Annotated in this window: 28 protein-coding genes; 10 read left to right on the plus strand and 18 right to left on the minus strand. The window is 30.0% G+C overall.

The features are described from left to right. Nucleotides 1-8: 8 nt before the first annotated feature. Both NHF47_RS14230 and trxA read right to left on the minus strand, forming a co-directional pair. Nucleotides 9-398 (minus strand): rhodanese-like domain-containing protein, encoded by a 390-nt coding sequence (locus NHF47_RS14230; RefSeq protein WP_252765561.1) that lies wholly within the window; start codon nucleotides 396-398, stop codon nucleotides 9-11. A gap of 55 nt (nucleotides 399-453) precedes the next feature. After that, on the minus strand, nucleotides 454-756 hold the full coding sequence (gene trxA, locus NHF47_RS14235) for a thioredoxin (RefSeq protein WP_252765562.1): 303 nt from the start codon (nucleotides 754-756) through the stop codon (nucleotides 454-456). A gap of 183 nt (nucleotides 757-939) precedes the next feature. Between trxA and NHF47_RS14240 the strand changes: the two genes are divergently transcribed. The 7 genes from NHF47_RS14240 (at nucleotide 940) to NHF47_RS14270 (ending at nucleotide 6,167) form a co-directional block, all read left to right on the plus strand. Further along, complete coding sequence (locus NHF47_RS14240) at nucleotides 940-2,289, plus strand: DEAD/DEAH box helicase (protein ID WP_252765563.1); 1,350 nt, start codon at nucleotides 940-942, stop codon at nucleotides 2,287-2,289. Between the two features lie 3 nt (nucleotides 2,290-2,292). Continuing rightward, nucleotides 2,293-2,865, plus strand: a complete 573-nt coding sequence (locus tag NHF47_RS14245; RefSeq protein WP_252765564.1) for a pentapeptide repeat-containing protein — start codon at nucleotides 2,293-2,295, stop codon at nucleotides 2,863-2,865. Between the two features lie 216 nt (nucleotides 2,866-3,081). After that, nucleotides 3,082-4,143, plus strand: a complete 1,062-nt coding sequence (locus NHF47_RS14250) for an ATP-binding protein (RefSeq protein WP_252765565.1) — start codon at nucleotides 3,082-3,084, stop codon at nucleotides 4,141-4,143. Beyond that, nucleotides 4,136-4,549, plus strand: a complete 414-nt coding sequence (locus tag NHF47_RS14255; protein WP_252765566.1) for a response regulator — start codon at nucleotides 4,136-4,138, stop codon at nucleotides 4,547-4,549. The genes NHF47_RS14250 and NHF47_RS14255 overlap by 8 nt, the downstream gene beginning before the upstream one ends. A gap of 19 nt (nucleotides 4,550-4,568) precedes the next feature. Continuing rightward, a complete protein-coding gene (locus NHF47_RS14260) occupies nucleotides 4,569-5,120 on the plus strand; it encodes a DUF4256 domain-containing protein (protein WP_252765567.1) in 552 nt (183 codons plus the stop codon). Nucleotides 5,121-5,174: 54 nt separating this feature from the next. Further along, nucleotides 5,175-5,435 (plus strand): hypothetical protein, encoded by a 261-nt coding sequence (locus NHF47_RS14265; RefSeq protein WP_252765568.1) that lies wholly within the window; start codon nucleotides 5,175-5,177, stop codon nucleotides 5,433-5,435. A 75-nt stretch (nucleotides 5,436-5,510) separates the two neighbouring features. Beyond that, nucleotides 5,511-6,167 carry a hypothetical protein gene (locus NHF47_RS14270; protein WP_252765569.1) on the plus strand — a complete coding sequence of 219 codons (657 nt, stop codon included), beginning with the start codon at nucleotides 5,511-5,513 and terminating at the stop codon, nucleotides 6,165-6,167. Between the two features lie 257 nt (nucleotides 6,168-6,424). On the opposite strand, the gene fabV is transcribed toward NHF47_RS14270, so the two are convergent. The 9 genes from fabV to NHF47_RS14315 form a co-directional block, all read right to left on the minus strand. Continuing rightward, nucleotides 6,425-7,615 carry an enoyl-ACP reductase FabV gene (gene fabV / locus NHF47_RS14275; RefSeq protein ID WP_252765570.1) on the minus strand — a complete coding sequence of 397 codons (1,191 nt, stop codon included), beginning with the start codon at nucleotides 7,613-7,615 and terminating at the stop codon, nucleotides 6,425-6,427. A gap of 2 nt (nucleotides 7,616-7,617) precedes the next feature. Continuing rightward, entirely contained in the window at nucleotides 7,618-8,148 is a 531-nt protein-coding gene (locus NHF47_RS14280; protein WP_252765571.1) for a tetratricopeptide repeat protein, read from the minus strand. A gap of 10 nt (nucleotides 8,149-8,158) precedes the next feature. Beyond that, nucleotides 8,159-9,811: a DNA repair protein RecN gene (gene recN, locus NHF47_RS14285; RefSeq protein WP_252765572.1), complete on the minus strand. Its 1,653-nt coding sequence runs from the start codon at nucleotides 9,809-9,811 to the stop codon at nucleotides 8,159-8,161. A 30-nt stretch (nucleotides 9,812-9,841) separates the two neighbouring features. Beyond that, nucleotides 9,842-10,735: a DUF4835 family protein gene (locus NHF47_RS14290; protein WP_252765573.1), complete on the minus strand. Its 894-nt coding sequence runs from the start codon at nucleotides 10,733-10,735 to the stop codon at nucleotides 9,842-9,844. After that, nucleotides 10,725-11,942, minus strand: a complete 1,218-nt coding sequence (gene coaBC, locus NHF47_RS14295) for a bifunctional phosphopantothenoylcysteine decarboxylase/phosphopantothenate--cysteine ligase CoaBC (RefSeq protein ID WP_252765574.1) — start codon at nucleotides 11,940-11,942, stop codon at nucleotides 10,725-10,727. Before coaBC ends, NHF47_RS14290 begins: the two co-directional genes overlap by 11 nt. Nucleotides 11,943-11,945: 3 nt before the next feature. Next, nucleotides 11,946-12,260 carry a DNA-directed RNA polymerase subunit omega gene (locus tag NHF47_RS14300; protein ID WP_140998785.1) on the minus strand — a complete coding sequence of 105 codons (315 nt, stop codon included), beginning with the start codon at nucleotides 12,258-12,260 and terminating at the stop codon, nucleotides 11,946-11,948. Between the two features lie 8 nt (nucleotides 12,261-12,268). Then, nucleotides 12,269-13,075, minus strand: a complete 807-nt coding sequence (locus NHF47_RS14305) for an outer membrane protein assembly factor BamD (protein WP_252765575.1) — start codon at nucleotides 13,073-13,075, stop codon at nucleotides 12,269-12,271. Nucleotides 13,076-13,172: 97 nt separating this feature from the next. After that, a complete protein-coding gene (gene dapA, locus NHF47_RS14310) occupies nucleotides 13,173-14,051 on the minus strand; it encodes a 4-hydroxy-tetrahydrodipicolinate synthase (protein ID WP_252765576.1) in 879 nt (292 codons plus the stop codon). Between the two features lies 1 nt (nucleotide 14,052). Further along, complete coding sequence (locus NHF47_RS14315; RefSeq protein ID WP_252765577.1) at nucleotides 14,053-14,571, minus strand: hypothetical protein; 519 nt, start codon at nucleotides 14,569-14,571, stop codon at nucleotides 14,053-14,055. Between the two features lie 49 nt (nucleotides 14,572-14,620). Between NHF47_RS14315 and NHF47_RS14320 the strand changes: the two genes are divergently transcribed. Then, nucleotides 14,621-15,403: a 5'-nucleotidase C-terminal domain-containing protein gene (locus NHF47_RS14320; protein WP_252765578.1), complete on the plus strand. Its 783-nt coding sequence runs from the start codon at nucleotides 14,621-14,623 to the stop codon at nucleotides 15,401-15,403. A gap of 10 nt (nucleotides 15,404-15,413) precedes the next feature. Further along, entirely contained in the window at nucleotides 15,414-16,331 is a 918-nt protein-coding gene (locus NHF47_RS14325) for a bifunctional UDP-sugar hydrolase/5'-nucleotidase (protein ID WP_252765579.1), read from the plus strand. 8 nt (nucleotides 16,332-16,339) lie between these two features. On the opposite strand, the gene NHF47_RS14330 is transcribed toward NHF47_RS14325, so the two are convergent. From NHF47_RS14330 to rpsF, 6 genes are all read right to left on the minus strand, one after another. Continuing rightward, nucleotides 16,340-17,035 (minus strand): lysoplasmalogenase family protein, encoded by a 696-nt coding sequence (locus NHF47_RS14330; protein ID WP_252765580.1) that lies wholly within the window; start codon nucleotides 17,033-17,035, stop codon nucleotides 16,340-16,342. Continuing rightward, nucleotides 17,028-19,028: an NAD-dependent DNA ligase LigA gene (gene ligA / locus NHF47_RS14335; protein ID WP_252765581.1), complete on the minus strand. Its 2,001-nt coding sequence runs from the start codon at nucleotides 19,026-19,028 to the stop codon at nucleotides 17,028-17,030. The genes NHF47_RS14330 and ligA overlap by 8 nt, the downstream gene beginning before the upstream one ends. 7 nt (nucleotides 19,029-19,035) lie before the next feature. Further along, nucleotides 19,036-19,509, minus strand: a complete 474-nt coding sequence (locus tag NHF47_RS14340) for a DUF6495 family protein (RefSeq protein ID WP_252765582.1) — start codon at nucleotides 19,507-19,509, stop codon at nucleotides 19,036-19,038. Nucleotides 19,510-19,573: 64 nt separating this feature from the next. Then, complete coding sequence (gene rplI / locus NHF47_RS14345) at nucleotides 19,574-20,017, minus strand: 50S ribosomal protein L9 (RefSeq protein ID WP_140998794.1); 444 nt, start codon at nucleotides 20,015-20,017, stop codon at nucleotides 19,574-19,576. Between the two features lie 65 nt (nucleotides 20,018-20,082). Further along, on the minus strand, nucleotides 20,083-20,379 hold the full coding sequence (gene rpsR / locus NHF47_RS14350) for a 30S ribosomal protein S18 (RefSeq protein WP_072785428.1): 297 nt from the start codon (nucleotides 20,377-20,379) through the stop codon (nucleotides 20,083-20,085). A gap of 2 nt (nucleotides 20,380-20,381) precedes the next feature. Further along, the gene (gene rpsF, locus NHF47_RS14355; RefSeq protein WP_140998795.1) at nucleotides 20,382-20,723 is read right to left on the minus strand and encodes a 30S ribosomal protein S6; all 342 of its coding nucleotides are present in this window, start codon (nucleotides 20,721-20,723) and stop codon (nucleotides 20,382-20,384) included. Nucleotides 20,724-20,892: 169 nt separating this feature from the next. Here rpsF and NHF47_RS14360 point away from each other — a divergent pair, with 169 nt between their 5' ends. Next, nucleotides 20,893-21,588: a LytTR family DNA-binding domain-containing protein gene (locus NHF47_RS14360; protein ID WP_130734981.1), complete on the plus strand. Its 696-nt coding sequence runs from the start codon at nucleotides 20,893-20,895 to the stop codon at nucleotides 21,586-21,588. On the opposite strand, the gene priA is transcribed toward NHF47_RS14360, so the two are convergent. Next, nucleotides 21,585-24,035, minus strand: a complete 2,451-nt coding sequence (priA, locus tag NHF47_RS14365; RefSeq protein WP_252765583.1) for a primosomal protein N' — start codon at nucleotides 24,033-24,035, stop codon at nucleotides 21,585-21,587. The genes NHF47_RS14360 and priA overlap by 4 nt on opposite strands. Nucleotides 24,036-24,507: the final 472 nt, after the last annotated feature.

Below are 24,507 nucleotides of genomic sequence, written 5' to 3' on the forward strand. Positions count from 1 at the left end.
TTTAAATTTTAATTTTCTACTGGTTTCCCACTTGCTTGCCAATCGGTTATTCCTCCATCTAAATCTATGATGGTAGTAAATTCCAAATCTTTCAATTGACTGCAAGCTCTACCACTTCTTCCTCCCGATTTGCAATACACTAAAACAGGTTTAGATTTATCCAATTGTTGCATTTTTTCTTCAAAATTAGGATCGTTAATAGAAATGTTTATGGCATTTGGCAAATGACCTGAAGCAAATTCTTGCGGTGTTCGTACATCTATAAGTTGTACACCTTCTTCTTTCATTTTTTCTTCAAAAATAGTTGCATTTACAACCTGAACCTTATCCGTTTGTGATTTCACACAAGAAGTTGCCATAAAAAACAATAGCATCACCACACCAAATTTTACCTTCATCTTTGTATTGGAATTAAATTAATTAATAACGTATTAAAACTCGAAAGTACAAAAATCAATTGAAATGAGATTGTATAATACTTACTAAATCTCTAGAAGAAACCACTCCCGATTGTCTCCACAACATTTTTCCTTGCTTGAACAAAATTAAAGTAGGCACACCTCTTACACTAAATTCATTCGCTAAATCTTGATAGTGATCCACATTTATTTTTATAATTCGCACCTTATCTGCTAAAACACTTTTGGTTTCTTGCAAAATTGGCGACATTGTTTTACATGGACCACACCATTCGGCATAGAAATCAACTAAAACCAATTCGTTTTGATGAATTAAATTAGAAAACTTTTCATTCATTTCTTTTTTATTGTAAAATTACAAAATCTTTCCCTTTGTGGTTGTAATCAATGTTACACAAAAACATTTCATACTATATCTTACTTTTATTTTCAACCTTTTTTCAATTGAATTGCATTCGAGAAACAAAAGCTATAAATCAATAAAAATAGATTACGTACCTTTGCCAAAATTACAATTGCGATGAAGACATTCCTAGATTTCGATTTACCAAAATCACTACAAAAAGCATTAGATGAATTGGGCTTTGTTACTCCAACACCCATTCAAGAAAAATCCTTTTCAGTGATCCTTTCAGGAAGAGATATGATGGGAATTGCACAAACAGGTACTGGAAAAACATTTGCCTATTTACTACCTATTTTAAAACAATGGAAATTTCAAAATTCAGAATCCCCACGAGTTGTAATTTTAGTTCCAACCAGAGAACTTGTCGTTCAAGTAGTAGAAGAAGTGGAAAAACTAACACAGTTTATGTCGGTTCGAACACTTGGTATTTATGGTGGAGTTAATATTAATACCCAAAGAAAAGAATTAGCACAAGGAGTGGATATTTTAGTTGGTACTCCAGGAAGAACCATGGATTTAGCTTTAGATGGTGTTTTGCGTTTTGATGCTTTACAAAAATTAGTTATAGATGAATTTGACGAAATCCTAAATTTAGGTTTTAGGGTACAATTGACTTCTATTTTATCGATGATGAAAAGTAAAAGACAAAACATTATGTTTTCTGCAACCATGACAGAAGATGTAGATGATGTTTTAGATGAATTTTTTGAATTTCCAGAAGAAGTATCCTTAGCGCCAAGTGGAACACCATTGGAACAAATTACGCAAAAGGTGTATCATGTTCCTAATTTCCTTACGAAAATGAATTTGGTCAAACATCTTTTGGCAACGGATGAAACCACAGAAAGAGTTTTACTTTTTGTGAATAACAAACGAATTGTAGATGTTGCCTTTGAAATTTTAGAAGAAGAATTTCCCGGACAATTTGGTGTGATTCATTCTAATAAGTCTCAGAACTATCGTTTGACCACTATGGCTAATTTTCAAAATTCTGAAATAAGAGGTATCATCACTACTGATGTCATGGCAAGAGGTTTAGATATTTCAGATATTACTCATGTGTTCAACTTACAATTTTCAGAAATTCCAGAACAATATATTCACAGAATTGGCCGAACAGGTCGTGCTGATAAAGAAGGAATGGCGATTAGTTTAGTTGCACCCTATGAAGAAGAACAATTGTTAGCAGCTGAAATGCTTATGGATATGGAGATAGATGTTTTAGAAATGCCAGAAACTGTTGCTGTTGAAGAAAAGAAACTCGAATTCGAAAAAGACAAACGCCGATTCAAATCTATTGGTAAAAAAATAAATCTTGAAAATAAAGGAGCAGCTTTTCATGAAAAGAAAGATAAAAATAAAAAAGTAAATTTAGGCGGTCCAAGCAAAACGAAACCTAGAAAAACCGCGCCAAGAAACCGCGCAGCAGAAGCAAAAAAAGCAGCAAAAAGAAAGAAAAAATAAGAGATGACTAACGATTTTTTTCAAGACCAACAATTTGTCGATATCGTTTTTCAAGAAGAGGATATTAAATTTAAAGAATACGAAAATTGCCATTTTATTAATTGCGATTTTAGAAGTTGCTTTTTTACAAGTGTCTATTTTATTGATTGTATCTTTACGAATTGTAATTTTAATGATACCAAAATCAACTACGTTTCTTTAAGAGGAGTTGAATTCATGAAATGTGACTTTACAAATGTTAATTTTGCCATGACCGACCAAGTCATTTATGCTTTTAATTTCACAGACTGCCTTTTAGATTACACTAAATTTTATACTTTAAAATTAAAACAGATTCGTTTTACAGGCTGTAGCCTTGTCGCTGCTGATTTTATGAAAACCGACTTAACAGAGGCTATTTTTGATCATTGTGATTTAAGAAGAGCCGTTTTTATTGAAACCAATTTAAGTAAAGCTGATTTTACCACGAGTTTTAATTATGTTTTAGATCCGGAATTAAATAAGATAAAGAGAGCCAAATTTGCCCAAGAAGGTTTATCAGGTTTATTAGCCAAATATGAAATTATCATAAAATAATTTTTATCCAAATTTTAGTTTCATTCTATATTTATTTCTATTGATTTATGTTTGTACCGATTAAATTGTATGTATTAGCAGTAAGTTATCAATTTTTTTTTGTTAAATTTGAAAGAATAAGAGTTTAAAAAGTTGCTTTAACCCCAGACTATTTTTTAACTTTTCTTATAAAATATGTACTTAACCGATAAGAACAAGGTTTATACTCTTTTGAAAATGATTGAGGAAGTTCAGGATTATGCCATTATCCTTTTAGATAAAGAGGGCACAATTCAAAACTGGAATTCAGGAGCTAAAAAAATAAAAGGGTATCATTCTGATGAAATCATTGGTAAGAATTTCAGTCTCTTTTACACTCATGAAGACCAATTAAACAAAAAACATCTTAAATTATTAGAACAAGCTACAAAGTATGGCAGAGCAACCGATACAGGTTGGCGCGTAAAAAAAGACGGCACTTGGTTTTGGGGTAATATCACCATCACGGCAATTCATAATGAAATGAATGAAGTTATTGGTTTTGGTAAACTAACTAGAGATTTAACCGAATTCAAAAAAAATGAATTGGCAAAAGCATTAAAAGCAAGAGAATTAAAAATAAAAGAACTGGAGCAGTTTACCTATATTGCCTCTCACGATTTACAAGAACCTCTTCGCACCGTTAGCAATTATATCCAAATTATCGAAGAAGATTATGGAGCATTCTTAGACCAACAAGGGAAAGAATATTTATCGATAATTGATCAGGCTGCCATGCGCATGAAAGCACTTGTAAGTGGCTTATTAGACCATTCTAGATTAGGTATAAAATCAAATACTACTTCAGTAGACTTAAATGAAATCCTCAAAGCGACTTTAACCGATTTAAAATCTTTAATTGAGTCTAAAAAAGCAACGGTCCATTATCCCAAAAATTTACCCAATATAATCGGTTATAAAGTTGAATTACATCAATTATTTCTTAATTTAATAACCAATGCAATTAAGTTCACTAATGACAACATAGCACCTATAATTATCATTGGTTGCGAAAAAAGAATGAACCATTGGGAGTTTTCAATACAAGATAATGGCATTGGTATAAATTCTAAAAACTTTGATAAAATTTTCAATATCTTTCAACGTACAGAAGAAACTTTACAGTATGAAGGCTATGGTTTAGGATTAGCCCATTGTAAAAAAATTGTGGAGCTACACAATGGCAAGATTTGGGTAGAATCAGTAATTGACCAAGGTACCACATTTCATTTTAATTTATTATCTCAAACCAATGAATAGACAATTAAACAGCATCATGTTAATTGATGACAGTAAATTTGATAATTTTTTTCATGAAAGAATTATTAAAAAAAGTGAGTTTACCAAGGAAATCATTACCTATGACTCTGCGACTAAGGCTTTAGAATATTTAAAAAATGAAACAATTCATCCCGATTTAATTTTTTTAGATATTAATATGCCAACTATGAATGGTTGGGAATTTTTGGAAGCTTATGAAAAATTAGAAAACGAATACAAAACAAAAGTGATTATCTCCATGCTCACAACCTCTTCTAATCCAGAAGATATTGCAAAAGCAAAAAAATTTAATCCTCCATTAAAAGAATTTAAAACTAAACCGCTCACATTAGAAATATTATCAAAAATTATTGAAGAATATTTTGAAAACGAGGAAGCTATTTAACCCATAAAAGCAAAAAACAATGAATTTCAATAAAGAACAACAAGAAGAATTATTATTAATTCTAAAAAAACGCTTTGAGAAAAACCCTCTTCGACATAAAGGGATTGTATGGCAAGAGGTTCAAGATAAGTTAACCAAAAACCCTCAGGCATACAAAGCTTTATATGCAATGGAAAGTACTGGAGGAGAACCAGATGTGGTAGCTTTTGATGCCCACACAAAAGAATATATTTTTTTTGATTGCGCTACTGAAAGTCCGAAAGGGAGAAGAAGTATTTGTTATGATAAAGAAGCTCTTGATGCTAGAAAAGAATTTAAACCCAATGGCAGTGCAATTGATATGGCTTTAGAAATGGGAATTGAAATTTTAGATGAAGAACAATATCATTTTTTACAAAAATTAGGCGATTTTGATTTAAAAACTTCAAGTTGGTTGAAAACTCCAAATGAAATCAGAAAGTTAGGCGGAGCTATTTTTGGAGATTTCAGATACAACCATGTATTTATTTATCATAATGGAGCACAATCATATTATGCAGCTAGAGGTTTTAGAGGTTGTTTAAAAGTGTAAAAAAAACTATTTTTACAATAGCACAATTCGTTTTAGATACCTAAATTACTATTTATGAATACAACCGATTGGATAGGGTTTATAGGTGTAAGTATTTTGTTAGTTGCCTATTTTTTAAACTTAAGTAACTATTTAAAAAAGAAGAGCATCGTTTACCTTTTTTTAAATTGCTTAGGCGCAGGTTTAGCTTGCTTTGCTTCTATTCTTCTTGATTATTTACCTTTTATTATACTAGAAGCCTGTTGGACTCTTGTGTCATTAGTTGGACTTTTAAAGGTCTTTTTTAAACCCAATGAGCCAAAAGATTTTTATTAATTTAGATAGTCTTTAAATAAGCATTTACACTTTTTTAAAACATAATAAATTCTATTTTTGTTAAAACTTAACCTTATGACAAGAAAAGAACAATTGCTTTTTTGCGAAAAATGCACCCATCGCAAAATGGATCTTAACCAAGGGATTTTATGTGATTTAACCAATGAAAAAGCAACATTTACAAGTACTTGTGCTGATTACAATGAAGACCTTTCAATTGAAGCAGCCAATCAAGAAGAAAGAATTATTTATCATTCAGACTTAAGTGGGAATTTTTCAGAAAAACATATTGAAAGATTTAAATCAGAACAAAATTTTTCACTTGGTATTATTTTATCCTTATTAGTAGGAACTATTGGAGCGATACTTTGGGCTTTAATTACAGTTGCAACCAAATTTCAAATTGGCTATATGGCAATTGCAATCGGAGCAGGTGTTGGATTTACGATGCGCTATATTGGCAAAGGTATTGATCAAAAATTTGGAATTGCTGGAGCTATCATTGCTGTTTTTAGCTGTGCTTTAGGAAACTTACTCAGTATTATTGGTTTTATTTCTGAATACCAAGAACTCTCCTTTTTCAATACTTTATTGTATATGGATTATTCTTATATTCCTCAGTTAATGAAAGAAGGTTTTAGTTTTATGGACGTATTTTTTTATGCAATAGCTGGTTATGAAGGCTATCGTTTTTCATTTCGAGTATTTCAAAATGAAGATTTTATCGATTAAAATAAAAAAATCCCAAGACTTTCTTGGGATTTTTATTTCTCATTACTGTTTGTTTGTTTATAATGAAAATTTAATTTTAGATAATAACTAACTCTAAAAAAATATTTTAATACTATAGATTAATCTTATTTATACGTTTTTAAAACGTATTTTTTTTTGTTTTATTTTATAAAGGATTGCTTTTTTTTTCATTTTTTTAGAAATAAAAAAAAGCTGCAAGAAATATCTTGCAACTTTTCATATTATCAGAATATAATTTATTTTATACTAGGCACTTGAACCATTTCATCTACATCGGCTAAATAATCTACACCTTCAAAACCAAAACCAAATAAATTTAAAAAGTCTTGTTTATAACCTGCTAAATCTCCTAATTCAACTAAAGTTTCTGTTGTTGAATCCTCCCATAATTTTGCAATTCGATCTTGAACATCACTTCTCATTTCCCAATCATCAATACGTATTCTACCTTCTGCATCTGTAGGTACAGGCTTTCCAGTATACAATCTATCAGCATACAAACGTTGGATTTGTTCGATACAACCTTCATGAATTCCTTCTGCTTTCATGATTTTATATAATAATGATATATATAAAGGTATCACAGGTATAGCTGAACTTGCTTGGGTAACCAATGCTTTATTTACAGAAACATATCCTTTACCATTAATTTTCTTTAATTTTTCAGTAATTTCGAAAGCGGTTGCCTCTAAATGATCTTTTGCTCGACCAATAGTTCCTTTTCGATAAACGGCTTCAGTTACTTCAGGACCAATATAAGAATAAGCAATGGTTGCTATTCCATCTGCTAGAACATCAGCTTCTTTTAAAGCATCTATCCACATCGACCAATCTTCACCTCCCATTACAACAACAGTATTTGCAATATCTTCTTCTGTAGCAGGTTCAATAGATACTTCACTTACCTTTCCAGTATGAAAATCTACCGTTTTATTTGTAAACGTTTTACCAATTGGCTTTAGAGTAGAACGATGTAAAACTCCTGTATCAGGATGTAAACGAACGGGTGAAGCCAAACTATAAATAATTAAATCTATCTGACCTAAATCCGATTTAATCATATCTATAGTTTGTTGTTTAACTTCTTTTGAAAAGGCATCCCCGTTAATGCTTTTAGCATATAAACCTGCTTTATGAGCTTCTTTTTCAAATGCAGCAGAATTATACCATCCAGGAGAAGCTGTTTTACCTTCCATAGGTGGTTTTTCAAAAAAAACACCTATTGTAGAAGCGTTTGAACCAAAAGCACTTGTAATTCTTGAAGCTAAACCAAAACCAGTAGAAGCACCAATTACTAAAACACGTTTAGGCCCATCAATTTCACCTTTAGACTTAACATAGGCTATCTGATTTTTTACATTTTGTTCACAACCCACTGGATGAGCTGTTAAACAAATGAATCCTCTCATTCTAGGTTCTATTACCATCTTTATATTTTTTTATTGAATTTAATTTTTAACTTTTCAAAAATAGACATTTTATCACAAACTCTCCGTGTATTGATCTTCATATTTTCAATAAACTGAGGGTTAAACGCCAAGTCTTTCGATTTTTTATAATATTGGTAAGCCAATGTATATTCCCCTTCTAACTCTGCAATTCGACCTAATTCACTATAAAAATTGCAATAATCTATATTATCTCCAGTTGCAAAAGTAAGACGAATATGTTCTTTTGCTTCTGAGTACTTTCCTAAATCGACTAATAAGTAAGCATAATTAAGATAAGGTGCAGGATATTTTGGATCAAATTTCATGGCTAACTTATAGTGGTAAATCCCTTTTTCATGATTACTCAACTTATTATAGTGTATCCATCCTAAATGGTTATGTGCTTTACCAAAATCGGGACATTGTTCTAAAATATCTTCTAATAACTCTTTCGCTTCTGCCACTTTTCCTTCACTAATTAAGCTATCTGCTTTAATAAAGAGATTTTCATATACGCTTAAATTTTCCATGAAGTCCTTTTTAATTTAATAATTCTTTAGCATGATTAATTGCTGAATCAGAAATATTTTTGCCCGAAAGCATTTCTGCAATTTCAACAACACGTTGTTCAGCAGTAAGCAATTTTAATTCGGAAAGCGTATCATTTTCTACATTGTATTTAAATACTTTATAGTGCTGATCTCCTTTGGCTGCAATTTGAGGTAAATGCGTAATAGCAAAAACTTGCATATTTTTACTCATTTCTTTCATTATTTCCCCCATTTTTATTGCTATTTCACCAGATACTCCTGTATCTATCTCATCAAAAATAATAGATGGTAGTTTCGAATAATTGGCCAAAACTGCTTTTACTGCAAGCATTATACGAGACATTTCTCCTCCAGAAGCCATTTTTTTAATGGGTCCTATTGCCATTCCTTTATTTGCCGAAAACAACAAAGAAATAGTATCTTTTCCAAATTTTGTATAGGAATCTGTGGGTTGAATCTCAAATACAATTTTAGCATCTGGCATGCCTAATTGTGTTAAAATATATTGAATTTGTTCAGATAAAATAGGAACAGCGTCTAACCTAGCTTTAGTTAGCAAATTCGCAACTTGATCTAGTTTTTCAATTATATCAACTTGTTCTTGTTCTTTTTTTATAATTTCTGCATCTAAATCTTCAAAACGAACTAATTTGCCATCTAATTGATTCTGAATCGCAAGTAATTCTTCTACAGTGCTTACATTATGCTTTTTTTGTAAAGTGTAGATGGTTTGCAATTTAGTAGAGACAAATTCCAAACGTTCTGGGTCATTTATAATTTTTTCTGCACTAGAAAAGCACTCATCTATTATATCTTGTAGTTCGATTGAAACACTAATTATACGCTCATGATAATCATGATAATCTTTTGAAAAAACAGCAATTTTTTGAAGCGATTGTTTTATTTCATTTAAAGTTACTAATGTTCCTAATTGCTCCTCGTTAGCTACACTTAAAACTTTATCTAAATTTTCTTTAATCAATTCTACATTACTTAACTGATCTAACTCTTCTTCTAAATCCTTTTGTTCGCCTTCTTTTAATTTAGCTGCTACTAATTCTTCTACTAGAAAATTATTATATTCTTGTTCTTTAGATAAAGCTTCTTTCTCAGCAATAAGCTGTTTTAATTCTTTTTTGGATTGATTTAAAACTTCCAATCCTTTCTTATAACTTGTAAGTCTTTTGTCATTTTGAGCTACAGCATCTAAAATATCAAATTGATAGGCTTCATTAAGAAGCTCTCTCGTTTCATGTTGTGAATGAATATCTATTAGAAAAAAACCTAATTCATTCAATTCATTTAAATTTACCGGGCTATCATTGATAAATGCTCTTGATTTACCCGAAGGAAGGATTTCTCTTCTAATAATAGTTTGATCTTCATAATCCAAATCATTCTCTTGAAAGAAACGCTCTAAATTATAATTAGTCAATGAAAATGTAGCCTCAATAACACATTTTTGATCTTTATCTTTAAGTACAGACAAATCAGCTCTATTTCCTAAAACAAGTCCTAAAGCACCTAACAAAATAGATTTTCCTGCACCAGTTTCACCAGTAATAATAGAAAATTGATTCGAAAAAGTAATATCTAATGATTCGATTAATGCATAATTTTTTATCGAAAGAGATAAAAGCATAATTTTTTGATGTAAATTAGGTTTAAGAAACTATCTTATTTTATTCCATTTCATAGAATTCAAAGGAGAAATTCTATTAAGATTTGCTAGTAAATTAGCATTATTGGTTAGTGGTCCACCCGTAAAAATTTGCACAATTTCATCTGTTTTAGCATCAAAAAATGTTCTCGTTAAAAGTGCATTAGGACGTGATCTTTGAATTTGAGCTAATATGTCAATTGACTCCGCTACTCCTTCTTTTCCTTTCTTTAAATCATCAGCCATTAAATCCAATCCTTTCAAATGATACTGATACAATGCTTTTCTATAGGGTGCGTAAGTATTAGATAATAAATCAGAAATTAAAAAATAACGGTTATTATTATTCCCTTCAGATTGCGACCAACCTTTATAACCACTTGATTGTGAAAGATTCATAATATTTGCAGCAATTTCCAAGTATTTTGTTCCAGCTAACTCTCCATAGGTATCCATATCAACTCCTATAATAATATTCGCATAATACGCTAAAACGGAAGTAAGATTTGAATTAAAAGAATTTTGGTCATAAATTAATTGTTCAAATTCGATAAAACGAAAACCAAAATCTTTATCATTTAAATTAAGTACTGGAGCACTATAACTAGAATTAAAAACAATTCTAGAAGATTGTATTTGTAAAGTGGCAACTATATTATTAGAATTAAATTCTGATACGTTTATAAAAAAATTACAGGCAATTTTCTCATGCAGTTGATATTCTCTATTAGTCCATTTAGTGTTATTTAAAAATTCACCAACTTGTTTTTCTAAATTTTTAAATATTTGCGGGTTAACATCGGTCATTCTATCTGCATTGACAGAGACTGTTGCATTTAATTCTTGTGATTTTACCATTTGTAAGGCAAAAAACAGAAACACTATTGTTAACCATTTACGCATCATAATATAGAATAATTTTATTGATAATATCTTGAGCAACAGCTTCTTTTGATTTTAAATCCATAGCTTCAATTGTAAAATGCTTATCTATAAAAGTGACTTTATTGGTATCATGACCAAAACCAGCTCCTTTATCATTTAAAGAATTTAAAACTATCAAATCTAAGTTTTTTTTCTGAATTTTCAATTTAGCATGCTCAATTTCGTTTTCAGTTTCCAAAGCAAAACCAATTAAAAATTGGTCTTTTTTGACTTTACCTAAAGAAGCTAAAATATCTTTTGTTTTTTCTAGCTCTATTATAAACGTTGAATCGTCTTTCTTTATTTTTTGATTTGCAACATTTTTTGGCTTATAATCTGCAACAGCTGCTGCTGCTATAGCTACATCCATAGTAGAAAAATAAGAAAAACAAGCATCATACATCTCTTCTGCCGATTTTACACGCTTTAAAGAAACTGAAGGATGTTGTAAATCCAAATGTGTAGGTCCTGACACTAAAACAACTTCAGCTCCATTTTGTGCTGCAATTTTAGCAATATCGAATCCCATTTTACCTGATGAGTGATTTCCGATAAATCGAACAGGATCAATCGCTTCATAGGTTGGACCAGCGGTAATTAATATTTTTTTTCCAGCTAATGGTAACTTCGAAAGAATATCACTTTCTATAAAACGAATAATATTTTCAGGTTCAGCCATTCTGCCTTCTCCAGAAAGTCCACTGGCTAATTCGCCACTTTCGGCAGGAATAATGGTATTACCAAACTTTTTTAATTTTTGAAAACTATCTAAAGTGGATGGATGTTTATACATATCTAAATCCATAGCTGGAGCAAAGTAAACAGGACATTTTGCTGACAAATAGGTTGCAATTAATAAATTGTCGCAATTCCCATTTGCCATTTTAGATAAGGTATTTGCAGTAGCGGGAGCGATAAGCATATAATCAGCCCAGAGTGCTAATTCAACATGATTATTCCAAACTCCATTCTCAGCCTCTTCTTCAAAAAAAGAAGAATACACCGGTTTTTTTGAAAGTGTAGATAAAGTTAAAGGAGTTACAAAATCTTTAGAAGCAGGTGTCATTACTACTTGTACATGAGCACCTGCTTTAATAAAAAGTCGAACTAAATGTGCTGTTTTATAAGCGGCAATTCCCCCAGAAACTCCTAGCAAGATTTTTTTACCACTTAATACAGAACTGTTCATGTATTATTTTGCTTCTCTGTGATAAATTTTACCTTCTAACCATTCTTGAACTGCCAAAGCATGAGGTTTTGGTAATTTCTCATAGAATTTTGAAACTTCGATTTGTTCTTTGTTTTCGAAGATTTCTTCTAAACTATCGTTGTAAGTTGCAAATTCTTCCAATTTCTCAATTAATTCCTTTTTAATTTCAGAATTAATTTGACTTGCTCTTTTAGCCATAATTGTAATGGCTTCATATATATTACCCGTTGGCTCTTCAATTACATTTTTGTTATACGTAATTGTATTCACTGGAGCAGTCGTCTTTTTTAAATCCATGATTTAACTTATTTAGAAAATTGTTGTAATTCTTGATTAATTGTAGCTAACATTGCATCAGCTTTAGTTTTAAATTCAGAATCCGATTTAAATTTTGTAAAAGTTGCATACGCATTTTTTGCTAAAATTAAACGATCTTCCTTTTTATATTGCACACTATTCATCGCTAATTTGTAAGCGGTACTAAATTTTAAAAACAAGGCTTCTTCTTTAAATGGAGTACCAGGGTAATCCGAAATAAAGTTATCCAAAGCTGTTAATGCTGCATTATATTCTAATCTATGATCAGAAATAGTATAATATTGTTTTGCTATTTCAAAAGCTTTCTTCTCTAATTTCTCACGTAATTCTTTCACATATTCATTTGCTTTTGGCAAATATTCAGAATCTGGATAAGAATCAATAAAAGCTTGCAATTTATTTAAAGCTTTATCCGTATCTGTTTGATCTAAACTATACCTTGGTGATAATCTGTAAAAACATTCGGCAGATAAAAAAGCAGCTTCTTCTCTTTTTTCACTTTTAGGATAATTAGACGCAAAACTCTCAAATTGATACCCTGCTAAATAATATTGTTTTGTATTGTAATAGGATTTTGAGTACAAATAAAAAAGTCTTTCAGCATTAGGTTTCCCTCTATAAGCTGGAGCTATTTGCTCATATAATCGTAGGGCTTTACTATATTTCCCTTTATCGTACATTGCATTTGCTACCTTATTTTTCACAGCTAAATCTTCACTCTTTAGCGCTTTTTGATATTCACTACACGAGCTAAGAAAAATTACAATAAGGAAAAAACTAATAATCTTATTCATCTATTTATTTATTTTACTCTTTTAAATTCACAACATTAGCCACCTAAAAAAGCAACTGCAAATTTAGGTATTATTTATATACTACAAAAATCTTTTTTTAGCTATTTTTAATAGTAAAATCAGACAATCTTTCTGCTAAATTTTTATCAACATTTACTAAAGGCAATCGAACTGTATTTTCGGTTATCCCTTTAATTTTAAATATTTCTTTAATACCTGCTGGATTGCCTTGTTCAAAAATCATATCAATAGCATCTGCTAATTGATAATGAATTTCATAGGCTTCACTCACCTTTCTTTCCAATCCCAAACGAACCATTTCGGAAAATGCTCTAGGGAAACCCTGACCTATAACCGATATAACTCCTGAACCACCCGCGAGAACCATTGGTAAAGTAATCATATCATCACCTGAAATTACTAGAAAATCCTTTGGTTTGTGCTGAATTAAACGCATTGCTTGAACGATATCACCCGCTGCTTCCTTAATGGCAATAATATTTTTAAAATCTGTAGCTAAACGTAACACTGTAGTCGGAAGAACATTACTTGCCGTTCTACCCGGAACATTGTATAATATTACTGGGACAGGAGACGCTTCCGCTACTGCCTTAAAATGCTGATAAATACCCTCTTGTGTCGGCTTATTATAATAGGGAGAAACAGAAAGTATCGCATCAAATTTAGAAAAATCTCTAGTTTTTAATTCTTCTACTACTTTCATGGTGTTATTTCCACCAACACCTAAAACCAAGGGTAATCTTCCTGCATTTACTTCAACTACTGTAGCAATCACTACTTCTTTTTCTTCTGGTGTTAAAGTAGCTGTTTCTGCTGTAGTTCCTAAAACTACTAAATATTCCACTCCTCCTTCAATTACAAATTCAACCACTTTTTTCAAGCCTTCAACATCAACTGAGAAATCCTTTTTAAAGGGAGTAACTAGTGCAATACCAGTACCAGCAAATTTTTTCATTCTATAATTTATTAAGTATTTTTAAATATTTAAACAGTTCGAAGATAAAATCACGATAGTCCTTAATATCTGATTTAATTATTAAATGATTACCCACATTTGTTACAATATCATCAAAACCTACTTTAAATTTTGCTTTTGAAAACAGAGAAACATACAACAAGGGTAATTTTTCTTTGTCATAAAAATTGATTAACAAATCAAAAGGATAGGAAATAAAATCTTGGACTTCAATAACTTTAATTTTTCCTGACCAACTGATATCTCTATATGAAAAACTCAATTGTGATAAGCTGTCTTTATGACTAATACTATCATTATAATACAAAACCTTAATCTCTTTAAAATTAAATTGTTTTGATTTAATTTCTTCCACTACTTTCTCTGTATCAAAGAAGTAAGTTGAATCAATTAGTATTCCTATAGTATTTATTTTTTCATTTGAACCTTCTGTAATTTTTGTTAACCTTTTATTAATATCTTTTTTTAGGAAAAAGTCCTTTATAATTCTAGAAAACATAGTAATTTTACGTGTTTGACAAAAATAAATATTTAAACCTATTTAAAGGATGGTAAATGTAAAAAAGAAAAGAGTAAATACTAGTTATTTTGTTATATTATTAACATTAATAAGCTTAGCCTCTTGCAAAACAAATAAGAATACTATTTATGAAGTACAAGGCAAAAGAATAAACATTAATGAACAGTATGCAACTGATGATGCTATTGAGAAGTTTATTGCTCCTTATCGACAACATATAACCAATGATTTAGATAGTGTTTTAGCTTACAATCCAGTAACACAAGAAAAGAGTAAAGGAAAATGGCAAACCAATATTGGTAATTTTTTTGCAGAAACCACATTAGAATTAAGCAATCCAATTTTTAAAAAGAGAGAAAACAAAGAAATCGACTTTTGTTTATTAAATCATGGTGGAATTAGATCTATTATTCCTGAAGGAAATGTTACTACAAGAACGGCGTTTGAAATTATGCCTTTTGAAAACAGCGTGATGATTGTCGGTTTAACTGGAAAAGAAGTAAAAACATTAGCTAGTTATTTTTTAAAAGAAAAAAAACCACATCCTTTAGCTGGTTTAACCATTTTTACAGATGAGAATGAAACTATCTTAAAAAATGTTTTAGTAAATGGAAATACGGTCGATGATTCAAAAATATATTACGTAGCCACTTCAGATTATTTAGCTAATGGAGGTGATAATATGACCTTTTTTAGAGACAGTTCTATTAAATATTACTTAGATTATAAATTGCGAAATCTATTTATTGATTATTTTAAAAAAGTAGATACCTTACCTAATATAACCACTGAAAGAGTAGTAATTCAATAAAGTATACCTTATGAAAAGAAGAGATTTTTTACAAAAAACAGTTGCGAGTTCCGCTTTATTGTCATTAGGAGGGGTATCATTAAGCAGCTTTTCAACTTTAGAAACTAAAAAAATAACTATTTTACATACCAATGATGTACATAGTCATATTGATCCATTTCCTGCTGACCATCCTAGAAATCCAAATATGGGTGGAGCCGCAAGAAGAGCTAGTATTATTGAGCAAATCAGAAAAGAAGAAAAAAATGTTTTGCTTTTAGATGCTGGCGATATCTTTCAAGGCACCCCTTATTTCAATTATTATGGCGGTGAACTAGAATTCAAACTAATGAGTATGATGCAATATGATTTAGCAACTTTGGGAAATCATGATTTTGATAACGGTATCGATGGATTTCATGCGCAATTAGGTCATGCGAATTTTGATTTTGTCTCAGCAAATTATGATTTTAAAAATACCGTTTTAGACGGCATCGTTAAACCTTATAAAATTATTACTAAAGACGGAATTAAAATCGGTATTTTCGGACTTGGAGTAGAGCTTGATGGGTTAGTTGACAAAAAACTATACAAAGAAACTGTCTATAACAATCCCATAGAAGTAGCTCAAAGTATGACCAAAACATTAAAAGAAGATGAAAAATGCGATTTAGTAATCTGTTTATCACATATTGGGTTTAAATATAAAAACGAACCTGAAAAAGTTTGTGATATCATCTTGGCACAACAAACAAAAAATATTGACTTAATTATCGGGGGACATACACATACTTTTTTAGACAAACCTGTTTTAGAAAAAAACTTAGAGGGTAAAGATGTTATCATTAATCAAGTTGGGTGTTTTGGTATCAATCTTGGCAGAATTGATTTTTATCTAACAGATGATGTTACCTATGATAGCACTACAAAAAATATCATTCTAGGTTAGGAAAGTATTTATTTGAGATACCTTCTTCTTAAAGAAGTGCGTTCCAAAAAATACATGACATAGAAATAATACGAAATAGTTTGGGTTAAAGTGTTTACCAATTTAAAAACTACTAAATTAAATTGCTTATCTAGCATAAAAAAAACGTCTGATAAAATAAATGAGACGATAGTAAAAGCTAGATAAGCATTTTTTCTATAACTGGAATAAAGAAAAACAAGAGCTGTAAGCAAGGTCATTAAAAACAACTCTATACTAAATAATAAAATATAAACAAATTCCTTGTTAGAACTAAATTCAATTAAAGTTAGCAAGCTATACGTTAAATACAGCATGGTCAACAATACAATAACTAATGAAATATCTATTTTTTTTATTGGTCTTACTTGTAACAACAGTCTTAAATCTTTATAAATAAAATAAATAATGATTAAATAGGGAATCAAAAACAAAAAAAGCCCAAAAAAATAATAATCTTCTAAATTGATTAAGTATAAGATATCACCAAAAAAGAATAGCACTAATGACAAGACAAATAAATCGTCACTTTTTCTTCGAATTTGTGTAAAATAATAAAAAACAATTGAAGGAATGATTACGGGTTTAGTCACTAATGTAATCCATTCATTGTCCAAACAAGAGGAAACAACATAAAGAACACCAGCGAGAATATACAATCCCAAAGAAGCATTCAGTTTAGGCATCAATCATTTTATTAAATTCATATTCGTCTAAAATGGGAATATTTAATTGATTCGCCTTTTCTAATTTCGCAGGTCCCATATTAGCTCCTGCAATTACATAATGTGTTTTAGATGAAATAGAGCTTCCTACCTTACCTCCATTATCTTCAATGGCTTTTTTCAAGTCATCTCTAGAATAGCTTTCAAAAACACCCGAAACCACAAAAATCTTACCATTTAATTTATCAGAAATCGAGGCATTATCCGATTCACTTATTTCCAACTGAATTCCGTAACTTTTAAGTCTATCAACAAGTACTTGATTTGCTTCATTTTCAAAAAATTGCACCACACTATGCGCAATCTTTTCTCCAATTTCATCAACTAGTACTAAATCCATTACAGTGGTTTTAGCTAGCGCATCAATTGTTTTATAGTGTTTTGCTAATTTTTTAGCAACAGTCTCTCCAACATATCGAATACCTAAAGCATATAAAACTCGTTCAAAAGGAATACTTTTAGAATTTGCTATTCCATTAATGAGATTTTCTGCCGATTTATCAGCCATTCTTTCTAAAGGAATTACTTGTTCTTTGGTCAAATCATATAAATCCGCATAATTTGCAACCAAATTAGCATTATATAACAACGTTACAGTTTCTCCTCCAAGACCATCTATATCCATGGCTTTTCTAGAAATAAAATGCTGAATTCTTCCTATGATTTGAGGCGGACACCCATAAAAATTAGGGCAATAATGATTGGCTTCACCATCCATCCTTACTAAAGCAGTATTACATTCAGGACAATGTGTAATATATGTTGTTGGTTGACTAGTTAATGGTCTTTGATTTAAATCAACACCAATAATTTTAGGGATAATCTCTCCTCCTTTTTCTACAAAAACCGTATCATCAATTCTAATATCCAGTTTCTGAATCTGATCTGCATTATGCAAAGAAGCTCTTTTTACAATAGTTCCAGCTAACTGAACAGGTTCTAAATTTGCCACTGGTGTAATAGCTCCAGTTCTTCCCACTTGATAGGATATCGAATTTAAAACTGTGGTTACTTGCTCCGCTTTAAATTTATAAGCCATGGCCCATCTTGGAGATTTAGAAGTATATCCTAATTCTTCTTGGTATTGAACTTGATTCACTTTCACAACCACACCGTCTGTTTCATAAGGCAAATTATGTCTATGCGTATCCCAATAATTAATAAATTCAAAAACTTCTTCAATGTTACTTACCAATCTTGATTCTTGAGGAACTTTAAAACCCCATTCTCTAGCTTTTTGAAGTCCTTCATATTGGCTCATAATAGGTAAATTTGGACCTACTAATGTGTACAATAAACAATCCAGAGGTCTTTTGGCAACTTCAGCGCTATCTTGCAATTTTAAACTACCTGAAGCGGTATTTCTTGGATTAGAATAAGGTGTTTCTCCAATTTCAATTAAATCTTGATTCATCTTTTCAAATCCTGCAAAAGGCAAAATGATTTCTCCTCTAATTTCGAATTTATCTGGATAATTTCCCTTCAAATGAATTGGAACAGATTTAATTGTTTTTATATTATTGGTCACGTCATCTCCTTGAAATCCATCACCTCTTGTAACCGCTCTTTTTAGTTTTCCGCCTTCATATAAAATACTAATAGAAGCACCATCATATTTAAGTTCGCAAGTAAACTCTAAAAGAACATCACCTAAAATTTTTTGACATCTTTTTTCCCAATCTAACAAATCTTCTTTTGAATACGAATTATCTAGGGAATACATTCTATATTCATGAGGTACCGTTTCAAAATTTTTCGTAATTGCACCTCCTACTCTAACCGTTGGGGAATTTTCATCATATAATTCTGGATATTTTGCTTCTAAATCTTGTAATTGTTTTAATTTGGTATCAAATTCAAAATCAGAAATGGTAGGTTTATCCAAAACATAATAATTATAATTATGTTGATTTAATTCTTCTCTTAAAGATTGTACGATTTCTATGATATTCATAAACAAACTATTGATTTAAAAGATAATCTAATTTTGTAAACAATTCCCCTTTACTTATGATTCCTCCTTGTTTAATAATTGAAAACAAAGAACCATTTCTATCATCAGAAATGTCTTTTTTACCTTTCTTTATTTCAATATCATCAGAAAATATATTTTCACTTAACCAATTGATTCCATCAGAAGTTAAAAAGTCAACATGAGAAACATTACTATTGATAACGTATGAATACACTGTGTTTTCAACACATTTGAATAAGAAAATATAGTTTTTTGAAAAATGGTCAATAAAATTTACATTGGAAATAGCTCTGTCCCAAATCATATCTGAAAAAACATCTATTTCTTGTTCCGCTATTTCAGGTTTATTTTTTTTTAATTCATCCCATTCCTTTTTATCAATGGATTGTGTTGCTAAAAAAGTAACAAATTCAGGATGAAGCTCTTCTAATTGCTCTTTCGTAAGTCGTATATACTTCATGTTGTAAATATAAAAAAAAAGCCCTCCAAAAAGGAAGGGCTATAAAATATTTTTTATAAAAAAATTATGCTTTTTCAGCGATAATTTCATATGGTAATTCAACGATAACATCTCTGTGAAGTCTAACGTTTGCAGTATATTTACCTACACGTTTCACGATACCACTAGTGATGAATTTTTTATCAATTGCTTGACCATTAGCTTCTAAAGCTTCAGCGATATTCGCATTGGTAATAGAACCAAATAATTTATCACCACCTGCTTTAGCACTAATTTTAATCTCAAGAGCTTTTAAAGCTTCAGCAATTTTATTTGCATCGTCAACTAATTTTTGCTCTTTGTGTGCTTTTTGCTTTAAATTTTCAGCTAAAACTTTTTTAGCAGAAGGAGTAGCTAAAATAGCAAACCCTTGAGGAATTAGATAATTACGTCCGTAACCATTTTTCACAGTTACTACGTCATCTTTAAATCCTAAATTTTGAACGTCTTGTTTTAAGATAAGTTCCATGTTGATGTCCTTTTATTTTAGAAGTTAGCTCCGAAAAATTCGCAGCAACAACTTATTATTGATAATTATTTTAATAAATCAGCCACGTAAGGCATTAAAGCTAAGTGACGTGCTCTTTTAACAGCTACAGAAACTTTTCTTTGGTATTTCAAAGAAGTACCTGTTAAACGTCTTGGTAAAATTTTACCTTGCTCGTTAACGAATTTTAATAAGAAATCTGGATCTTTATAATCTACGTATTTAATACCCGATTTTTTGAAACGACAGTATTTCTTTTGTTTGTTAGTCTCTATATTTAAAGGAGTAAGATATCTGATATCTCCTTCTTTTTTTCCTTTTGCAGATTGCTCTAAAGTTGACATAATTAGTTTGATTTAGCTTTTAATTTTACTCTTCTTCTTTCTGCCCAAGAAATTGCATGTTTATCTAAAGTAACTGTTAAGAAACGCATTACTCTTTCGTCACGACGAAATTCAGTTTCAAAACTTGCAATAATTTCTCCTGGTGCTTTAAATTCAAATAAGTGATAAAATCCACTTTTCTTGTGTTGAATTTCATAAGCTAATTTTTTTAAGCCCCAATCTTCTTTTGATACCATCTCAGCCCCTTTAGAAGTAAGAAAATCTTCAAATTTGCTTACTGTTTCCTTTATCTGTTGTTCAGATAAAACGGGATTCAAGATGAAAACAGCTTCATAATGATTCATAATAATTATATTAATTTTGTTTAAATTGGGTGCAAAAATATAAAATTTATTTTAAATAACAACATATCTGCGATTAATTGTGTTTTATTTACGATTTTATTTGTTTTATTTACGTTTTTATTTGTTCTATTAATTTTTTTAGCATACTTTTAGCTTTAAATTTAGACCTATGAAGTTGAATTGTATAGTCGTTGATGATAGTGCGATACAGAGAATGACAATTACCAAACTAGTTAATGAATCAACTAATCTACATTTAGTTGGAGATTTTGCTAATGCTTTAGAAACAAAAAATTCCCTAAATAATAATAATGTTGATTTAATTTTTCTAGATATAGAAATGCCCTTAATTAGTGGGTTTGATTTATTAGATGGCTTAAAAGTTAAACCACAAATTATTTTTATTACTTCGAAAGCAGATTATGCTGTGAAAGCATTTGATTATGAAGCAACTGATTTTCTTCAAAAACCAATATCCAAAGATCGTTTTTTAAAAGCAGTTAAGAAAGCTTTAGAATTACATCAATTAAGAAATGAATCTCATGAAGAATTAGGTGAAGCTATTATTATAAAAAGCAATCTGAAAAAATTAAAAGTTTTCACCCATAAAATTAAATGGATTGAAGCTTATGGGGATTATATCAAAGTAGTTACAGACGATGAAAGCCATTTGGTTTTATCTACTATGAAATCATTTGAAAATGAACTTCCACAAGGAAAATTCATTAGAGTTCACAAATCCTACATTGTAAATTTAGATCGAGTAGAAAAATTCAACAGTAAGTTTGCAGAAATTGATGGACAGAAAATCCCAATTAGTAGAAACAAGAAAGATGTTATTAGCAAAGCCATAGAAGCTATTTAATAATGATCAACATTAACTGTTATTTTTACTGAACGATATTGTGAAATTGCATCAAAACTTTGAATTATTTTTTCAATAGTTTTTTTTGTTTTACCCAAATGAATAGTAGTAGGAATCTTAATAATTATAGAACGTATATATTCATTTCTAATTTTACTTATTACAGGTTCTTCTGGACCTAGTATAGGTATATGTAATTGCTGAACAAGAACGTTATATAACCAAAGCGATGATTCTTTTAGCTTTTCATAATCTCTATGCTTGAGTGTGAGCTTTATTAATCTATAAAAGGGTGGATATTTAAAATTCTGTCTTTCATATATCTGCTCATCATACATGGCTTTATAATCATTGTTAACTACTTGTTGAATGGTATTATGGTAAGGATTGTAGGTTTGAATTAGAACAATTCCTTTTTTTTCTTTCCTACCAGCTCTACCAGCTACTTGAGTCATCATTTGAAAAGCTCTTTCGTATGCTCTAAAATTAGGCTGATTCAACATATTATCCGCATTTAAAATACCTACTAAAGTAACATTATCAAAATGAAGTCCTTTAGCTAACATTTGTGTACCAATTAGAATATCAATCTCTTTATTTTTAAAAGCATCAATAATTTTTTCAAAACCATATTTACCTCTTGTAGTATCTTGATCCATTCTACCAATTGATTTAGTTGGAAATAATAATTTTAACTCCATTTCAATCTGTTCAGTACCAAAGCCTTTAGTGGTAATATCAACTGATTGACAGTGATGACAATGAGAAGGATTTGCAATGGAATAACTACAATAATGACAACGCAACTGATTTTTAAATTTATAATATGTCAAACTTACATCGCAATTAGGACAATGCGGTACATGTCCGCAAGTAAGACATTCAACAAATGGAGAATAACCCCTTCTGTTTTGAAATAGAATTACTTGCTCCCCTAAAGATAATTTTTCTGTTATAAGTTCTAACAACTCATCTGAAAAATGACCTTGCATTCTCTTTCTAAAATACTTGTCTTTTAAATCAATTATTTTAATTTCTGGAAGGGCTACATTACCATATCTTTCATGTAATTCCACTAAACCATATTTATTAATCTTTACATTATAATAGGATTCTAAACTTGGAGTTGCACTGCCTAACAAAACTTTAGCTTGATGCAATTTAGCTAATACTATTGCTGTATCTCTTGCATGATATCGCGGGGCAGGATCTTGTTGTTTAAACGTTTGCTCATGCTCTTCATCAATAATCACCAAGCCTAAATTTGAAAAAGGCAAAAATAAAGCACTTCTAACACCAATAACTATTTTGGCTTTTTCAGAATTCTCTAACACATTATTCCATACTTCAATTCTTTCATTGACATTGTATTTTGAATGAAATACAGAAATTTGATTCCCAAAATAAGCTGTTAATCGTTGAACTAATTGGGTTGTTAGAGCAATTTCGGGCAATAAAAATAAAACTTGCTCCTTTCGAACCAGATATTCTTCAATTAACTTAATGTATATCTCCGTTTTACCTGAAGAAGTAACTCCATGGAGCAAAGTGATATCGAACTTTTTGTTTGCTTCTTTAATTTCTGTTAAAGCTCTCTCTTGAGAAATACTTAAATTAAAATTAGCGGCATCATCTTTTTCAAATATAATCCTATCTTGATTTAAATAAAATTCTTCAAAAATTCCTTTGTCAATTAATGACTTCAAAACTGAGGTAGAAGAATTGGAAAATTCAAGTAAGTATTTCACTTTAACATCTCCTTTTTCAATAGCTTTCAATTGAAAATAATTCAATATCAGATTATGCTGCTTTTTAGCTTTAGAAACAAGAAGTAATAATTCTTCTAACCTTTCTTTTTGTAAAAATTCATCTTGAATTTTTACATATTTTATTTTTTTAGGTTTATAGGTTTCTTTTATTTCTTCTTGAATTACTAATGCGCCTTTAGACAACATCCCATTAATAACAGGAAAAACATTTTTTTTATTTAATAATTTTATAATTTCTCCAACAGAAATTGAAGATTGCAATTGTAATGCTTCATAAATTAAATACTCATCATCCTTTAAATCAGAAATAGGAAACGATAAATCATTTTTTTTAGATATTATGGTTTCACTCTCTAACAATAAACCCGAAGGTAAAGCTCCTTTAAAAACTTCACCAAAAGAACACATATAATACTCCGAAACCCATTTCCAATGTTCAATCTGATATAAATTTATTATAGGTGCAATATCTAATATAGTTTCAATTTGTTTAGCTACATAATGTAAAGGAGGATTATTATGCATATTTAAAACTAACGAGGTGTAAATTTTATTCTTACCAAAAGGAACTGCTACACGCATGCCTGTTTGAATGTAATTAAATTCTGCCTCAGAAACTTCATAAGTAAAAGTTTTTTTGAGAGCCAATGGCAAAATAACATCTATAAAATATCGCATAAGCAAATATAAATCAAAACAGAAGAGAAAAAAAAGAGTTTCTATTAAATCCAATAATGGATTATTATTTTAATAAATGGTATAAAAGCAAAAAACCCTTATCGTATAGATAAGGGTTTTCAAAAGAAAGGCGACGACATACTCTCCCACAAGATTGCAGTACCATCTGCTACAATCCTAACCTTTTCTTAACTATTTTTTTATCTTTTTTTCTTCGCACTGATTACAAGATACTTACAAAACAAAAAAAAACAACTTGTATAACTCCTATCACAAAAACAAATGCTTTTTTGAAGAATTCTAGAAAACTATTCTAAACATACTATATATATAAGGTAAAAAGAAAAATAACTCCTAAATAACAAAAAACCTCTAATAGCCCCGATTGTAGTGGCATCCTTTTTATTTTTTTCCCCTAAAAAATAAAAAGATAGAACGAAAAGCGGGAACAGATAGCTTGATACTACTAAAC

The sequence above is a fragment of the Flavobacterium sp. NRK F7 genome (assembly GCF_024054195.1).
Lineage (GTDB): Bacteria > Bacteroidota > Bacteroidia > Flavobacteriales > Flavobacteriaceae > Flavobacterium.